At 47.2% G+C, this 5,407-nt stretch carries 7 protein-coding genes; 2 read left to right on the top strand and 5 right to left on the bottom strand.

The genetic code is table 11. The features are described 5' to 3' along the window. Positions 1-64: 64 nt before the first annotated feature. Genes A3751_RS01020 through A3751_RS01030 form a run of 3 tightly spaced genes read right to left on the bottom strand, consistent with a single transcriptional unit; the run spans position 65 to position 3,120 of the window. The gene (locus A3751_RS01020) at positions 65-1,102 is read right to left on the bottom strand and encodes a glycosyltransferase family 4 protein (RefSeq protein WP_082862979.1); all 1,038 of its coding nucleotides are present in this window, start codon (positions 1,100-1,102) and stop codon (positions 65-67) included. Between the two features lie 22 nt (positions 1,103-1,124). Beyond that, on the bottom strand, positions 1,125-2,087 hold the full coding sequence (locus tag A3751_RS01025; RefSeq protein ID WP_068451190.1) for a GGDEF domain-containing protein: 963 nt from the start codon (positions 2,085-2,087) through the stop codon (positions 1,125-1,127). A gap of 4 nt (positions 2,088-2,091) precedes the next feature. Then, positions 2,092-3,120, bottom strand: coding sequence for a response regulator (locus A3751_RS01030; RefSeq protein WP_068451193.1), 1,029 nt, complete (start codon positions 3,118-3,120; stop codon positions 2,092-2,094). Positions 3,121-3,239: 119 nt separating this feature from the next. Here A3751_RS01030 and A3751_RS01035 point away from each other — a divergent pair, with 119 nt between their 5' ends. Beyond that, entirely contained in the window at positions 3,240-3,770 is a 531-nt protein-coding gene (locus tag A3751_RS01035; RefSeq protein ID WP_068451196.1) for a hypothetical protein, read from the top strand. Between the two features lie 46 nt (positions 3,771-3,816). Then, complete coding sequence (locus tag A3751_RS01040) at positions 3,817-4,065, top strand: hypothetical protein (RefSeq protein WP_082862980.1); 249 nt, start codon at positions 3,817-3,819, stop codon at positions 4,063-4,065. Positions 4,066-4,179: 114 nt separating this feature from the next. On the opposite strand, the gene A3751_RS01045 is transcribed toward A3751_RS01040, so the two are convergent. Together A3751_RS01045 and lexA are read right to left on the bottom strand one after the other, a co-directional pair. Further along, positions 4,180-4,635 (bottom strand): SulA-like leucine-rich domain-containing protein, encoded by a 456-nt coding sequence (locus A3751_RS01045; RefSeq protein ID WP_068451198.1) that lies wholly within the window; start codon positions 4,633-4,635, stop codon positions 4,180-4,182. Next, on the bottom strand, positions 4,632-5,243 hold the full coding sequence (gene lexA, locus A3751_RS01050; protein WP_068451201.1) for a transcriptional repressor LexA: 612 nt from the start codon (positions 5,241-5,243) through the stop codon (positions 4,632-4,634). The genes A3751_RS01045 and lexA overlap by 4 nt, the downstream gene beginning before the upstream one ends. Between the last annotated feature and the right edge of the window lie 164 nt (positions 5,244-5,407).

The following is a 5,407-nucleotide window of genomic DNA, read 5'->3' on the forward strand; positions in this document are numbered from 1 at the left end:
ATCGGCACATAACCAAACATCACGGGCATCGTTTTGTTGAGAGCAGATTTTAAGACGCGCGTGTTCATAGGTTTTCGTATACGTGTTCGTAGCGCTGAGCTGCCCGCTGGATACTGAAGCCTTCGATAAATTCAGGGGCGCGAACGCTTATTTCATGTATTAGTTGGTCATCACTGACTAATCGAAGCAGCGCATGCGCCAGTGCTTCCGCGTCTCCCACATCAATTAATAGACCATTTACCTCGTGTTGAATCGCGTCGGGGATGCCGCCTGCACGTGTTCCAATAACCGGAACACCTGCCAGGGTTGCCTCCAGCAATACGGATCCCATTCCTTCTGTGTGTGAGGGAAGCACCACAACATCTGCGCGCGCAAACCATGTGCCCATGTCATTTTGGCGACCAAGGAATTCCACGTTTTTCAGACCACTCGCTTGCTCTTGCAGCGCCTTAAGTTCGGGACCGTCTCCGAGCAAGCAGAAATGGATGTCGGTATGTTTCACTAGGCGCTTGGCTGCTGAAATAGTGACATCAAAGCCCTTATGCTTGTAGAGTTTCGCTGCCTGAATGACCACGAACTTATCTTGATACTTACTGCAAAGTGAACTCAGCAAGTTTTCATCCACGGGATAGCTTATGGGTGAGTCGTTCACAACATTTGTGCTTGTGTCAGGGAACTGGGCTCTAACAACGCTCTCAACGGCATGGCTGACGCACACAATGCATGCGGCTTTTCGATAAGCTATGTTTGAGAACCATTTGTCTTTGAAAGCATTATCGATACGACGGGTAATAATATACGGTGTTTTGAACAAGATGTGTTGTAGTAAGGCCCAGTACACTGCTTGGCCTTCGTGTACATGAACAGCGGCGGAGTCTTGCGTAATGCTTTTGCTATGACCGGTAAGATAGTGCCGAACTTCGTGGACAGTGCAGGCGAGCTTTTTACACGTTTCTGCAAAGGGGCTGGCAGTCTTCGCAACGACGTTCACCTTGTGGCCAAGGCGAATATGTTCCTTTATAAGCGCGAGTGTTTGACTTTCACCGCCGCTAAAACCGCGGGCAAGATTAACGTGGCAAATGTTCAAGGCAAGCGCATCCATTCATTAGAAAACGCTAGTTTACTCAGTCTTTGGCATAGACCCAAGTTTGATTTCGACCGCCTTCTTTGCTGGCATACAGTGCTTGATCTGCTTGTTCCAACCATGCTTTGTAATTTACTAGCTCTGGGTCAGCCTGGCTGATGCCTAGGCTTATTGTGAAACGGATTTCATTGCCATCATGCATTACTGTGCACTTCTCAACGGATTTTCTGAGGCGCTCACAAAAATAGACTGCGGAAGCATCATCCGTATTTTGCAAGATGACGCTAAACTCTTCGCCGCCATATCGCCCTGCTATGTCCGTTTTTCGCAAATTATCGCGGACTAACTCAGCGACGCGCTTTATAACGGCATCTCCCGCTGGGTGGCCGTACGTATCATTTACTTTCTTGAAATGATCGATGTCGAGCATAACCACAGAACATTCCGTCTTATAGCGTGTAAATCGCTCGTATTCCCTAATCAAGCATTCTTCCCAGTATCCACGATTAAATAGCTGAGTGAGTCGATCTGTTCGACTAAGCTGCTCGAGCTCTCCATTTACCTTCTCGAGCGCCTTTCGATTGGCGACTATGTCGGTGACGTCGTAGATGATTATCACCGCCTGATTAACACTTCCATCGAGAGACAGCAGCGGTGAGATCGTGATGTTCTGATACATGAATTCTTCAGTACCAGTAATCGGACGATAGTTTGGAAACTTGAATAAATAGGGTCTTTGTTCCCAGGTGATGAAAGAGCGATTCTTTAACGCAAATACGGTACTTGCTTTCTGGCGGAGCCAGCCTTCAGGTAAGTCCTCAAATTGCTTAAACAGATTCTTGTCGCGAATAAGGTCTGAGGATACGCCGCTATGACTCTCCATGAAGCTGTTCCAGACCTTGACGTTAAATTCCTGGTCGATCACGACTAGGCCCACGTCTACTGTCTGGAGCATATCCAGAAGCCAGTGGAATTCCTTCATTTGTTCGAGTGCCGCATCCATAGGTCTAGTTCAGTAAGTAGTTGATCTGTTCATATAACTTATCGAGTGAGTCCTCTGTAAAAAGAAGCAAAAGGTCACACGATATATTGTGGTTTTCTATGGTGTAGTTAATTTCTACCGCAAGGGTTTGCTTCCATCGGTTTGCGTTTGCACCGATGAGCTCATTGACTTGGACATGCTGCCCCAATACTACGGGATGCCCTTGGCTAAATACCAAATCCAGTTGATCTGCCAAACCATTAATACAGGCGCCGGATAAAATTCCTGCCATCTCCATAAGCAACTCAAGCTCTGCCTTTCGATCGATTTCGCCTTGAAAATTAAGCAGTGATGCCATATCACTGAAGCTAGCATCATTGAATATAAGTAAGGATTCACCAGAGATGCCGGAACCAATAAAACCTTGGCATACAGCAGAGTAGCTGGACGTATCTTCCGTTTGCGCTAGAGCCATCTCAAGCTCACCAACTTCAATTAGATTGACGTTAGGGATAGGGAGTTTGACAAAAACATTCAGGTAGCGAGCTAGTAGATCTGCTGCCTGACCCATAGCAACATTGCTAGCTTCCTGCATATATTCTCGGTAGTCGATATGCGCGAGGCTTTCAACAGCCTCTTGGCGATTTTTGCAGGTCTTGTCGCCGCTCTCTGATGATACGTCTGAAGCGCGGTACAGCCCGTAGTTTTCTAGTAGGCTGTTAAGCACCCCTTCATCAATTGGTTTTTTAATGAAGTCGATTGCACCGAGGCGTTTCACCCTTTCGTGAGCTTCGGGCTGAATGTCTCCAGAAACGACGACGCTGACACAAGGAAGCCCAAGTTTAGCGATCATCTCGAGTGTCTCGTAGCCATCCATGACTGGCATATTGAGGTCGATGAACATGACCTCTGCTTCGCCAGCTTTTAACAGCGTCAGCGCTTCGGCACCGTGCTCTGCGAACTGTAGTTCGATATCCCAATCTTCCGGGAGCGATGCTGCCATGTGCTTGCGCGCAAGCTTGGAATCATCGCAGATTAGTACTTTAGTACTCATTCGGCCGTTTTATCCTTGGTTCAATGCCTCCTAACAGTAAAGATCATGCGGCTCTGCTATTCAAGTACGCGCTAACAATTTGATTCGCGTATAATTTTCGAATCGAGCAGGAGGTTGCAATGAGTTCATGGAAACAGGCTGTCCAAGCGCAGCTGTTATTTGCGCAGAAAATGCTGTCAGAAGCCCAAGATCTTGAGGCTTCTGGCGCGCCTTTATTAGGCGTTAGGATGTATCAAAACGGTGCAATTTTGAGTGCGCGCGAGCTTTGGGCGTGCTGGTTGAATGAGTGGGTGGGGCTATTAGCACCCAAAGCAAAGAAGGCACGGGTTTTGTCTTTGCAAGACTTTGAGCAAACGTTTGCTGGCTCTCCCAGTCTTGATCAACTAAAGGCAGAGTTAAAGCAACCTGATAGTTGGGTAAAGGGTTTTATAGAATTGGAGCGATTAAATGCAATAGATTGGGCCGACTCAGCTAGCATGGCGGATAAAAAAACAAATGATGAGAACGCGGTTGTTTATGACGGGCTAAGCATCGTTCAGCTCGATATTCGACCGTGCTCTGTATTAAACGGCCTCAATGATATCTCCCGAATGTTAACAGAGTTAAAACTGTTTATTGAGCATGTCAGAGAACAGCATTCAGAATGGTAGTTGTGTTACCATATCGACCAAATTAAGACAGTAGTTCGGAGTCAGTGTGAGTACAGATAGTTCGTTTTTGGAAATTGTAGAGCAAGACGACGGAGAGTTCGTGCTTAAGCGCATGGATGACGAAGAAGCATTGGTGACTATTCAGTTTTCAGAAGAAGTTATTGAGTATCTTCGCGAACACCAGGTTGATGTTGCCAAGGCTATGATCGGCGCAGGTGTCCAAACTGCAAGCGCGAAAACGCGCGCAGCATATGAAGCAAAACAGGAAGACGAAGTGCCTTCGACGATTCATTAAACGAGGGCCTTCGATGCACACATCTCGAAAGGCTGAAACTTCGAGCGGTTAATTCTAATCTTCAAAACAACTTTAAATGGGGCGTAAAGCCCCATTTTTTATTTCAGCTCGCTATTAACGGCTCCGCAGAACGATACCATGGCTGTCTCCTTGCATCGAAGCTTTTTCTAAACGTTCAAATGTTTCATTGCTAATGCCCTGTGACCATAATATGGCGGCATGGCAGGTGCCCATCGCTAATGCTTTTTCGCACAAATCAGCAGCGGCACTATGGTCAGTTGAACGCAATATCATAATCTCATCTAGGCCAGCTTGTCGCTCGTCTTTCCAGCGTTGCAGGAGCTCCGTTGGTGGATCAATCAATGCCAGCCAACGCTGCTCCTGATTCAGGCGCGTAAGCATTGGCAGTAGCATTTGCACGCTATCGGATTTGGCTTTGGCGATAATAATCTCGGTTACATTCGCTTCTTTTGCAGGGCTCTTGTTCGGCCCTATTGTCGATTGCTGAATGCCTCTCTGTTCATATTCGGGGGAGTGTAGTAGGTCTGTTTGGATGTATGCTTCGTTCATTGCAAGGTATCCTTTCGAATGACGCCAACCGCAAGACCTTCAATGGCCAACGGCTGTTCTTTAAGATCAACAATAATTGGATCGAATTCTTCGTTTTCCGCGTGTAGCTCAACAAGGTGTTTGTTTTTGAAGAAACGTTTGACGGTTACTTCATCTTCTAGTCTTGCGACAACGACTTGGCCATTGCGAGCCTGCTCAGTGCGATGCACCGCGAGTAAGTCTCCGTCGAGTATCCCTATGTCCTTCATACTCATGCCACGTACTCTTAACAAGTAATCGGCAGCCGGATTGAAAAATTCTGGCTGAAGGGAGCAGTAATCTTCGATGTTCTCTTCACCAAGAATAGGGTTGCCGGCGGCAACTTGGCCGACTATCGGAAGCCCTAGGTCTTCCTCTTCTTGAGGGAGTCGGATACCGCGGCTGGCGCCAGGCACAATTTCTATCGCGCCTTTTTTAGCAAGGGCCTTGATGTGATCCTCGGCTGCATTCGGCGAGCGGAAGCCCAGCGCGAGAGCGATTTCAGCACGAGTAGGCGGGTATCCTGTCTCTTCAATGTGCGTTTTGATCAGCGCCAATACTTCGCTTTGCCGTTTGGTGAGCTTTTCCATGGGTGTTTCCCGTCGATATGTATCTGTTGTTATATCCAGTAACTGTAAATGTATACAGGGTTTTGGGTTTTGTAAAGTCGATGGATCAATCTTTTCCAAGTCATGCTCTATTCAGCGCTCTGTTGGCTAGGCAAAATGTGTCGCAGATAAGAATAAAGAGAGTG

The sequence above is a fragment of the Oleiphilus sp. HI0080 genome (assembly GCF_001635135.1).

Coding starts and splice junctions, on each gene's coding strand:
- A3751_RS01045 (WP_068451198.1), bottom strand. CDS start 4,635: ATGAACGAAGCATACATCCAAACAGACCTACTACACTCCCCCGAATAT.
- lexA (WP_068451201.1), bottom strand. CDS start 5,243: ATGGAAAAGCTCACCAAACGGCAAAGCGAAGTATTGGCGCTGATCAAA.
- A3751_RS01020 (WP_082862979.1), bottom strand. CDS start 1,102: ATGGATGCGCTTGCCTTGAACATTTGCCACGTTAATCTTGCCCGCGGT.
- A3751_RS01030 (WP_068451193.1), bottom strand. CDS start 3,120: ATGAGTACTAAAGTACTAATCTGCGATGATTCCAAGCTTGCGCGCAAG.
- A3751_RS01025 (WP_068451190.1), bottom strand. CDS start 2,087: ATGGATGCGGCACTCGAACAAATGAAGGAATTCCACTGGCTTCTGGAT.
- A3751_RS01035 (WP_068451196.1), top strand. CDS start 3,240: ATGAGTTCATGGAAACAGGCTGTCCAAGCGCAGCTGTTATTTGCGCAG.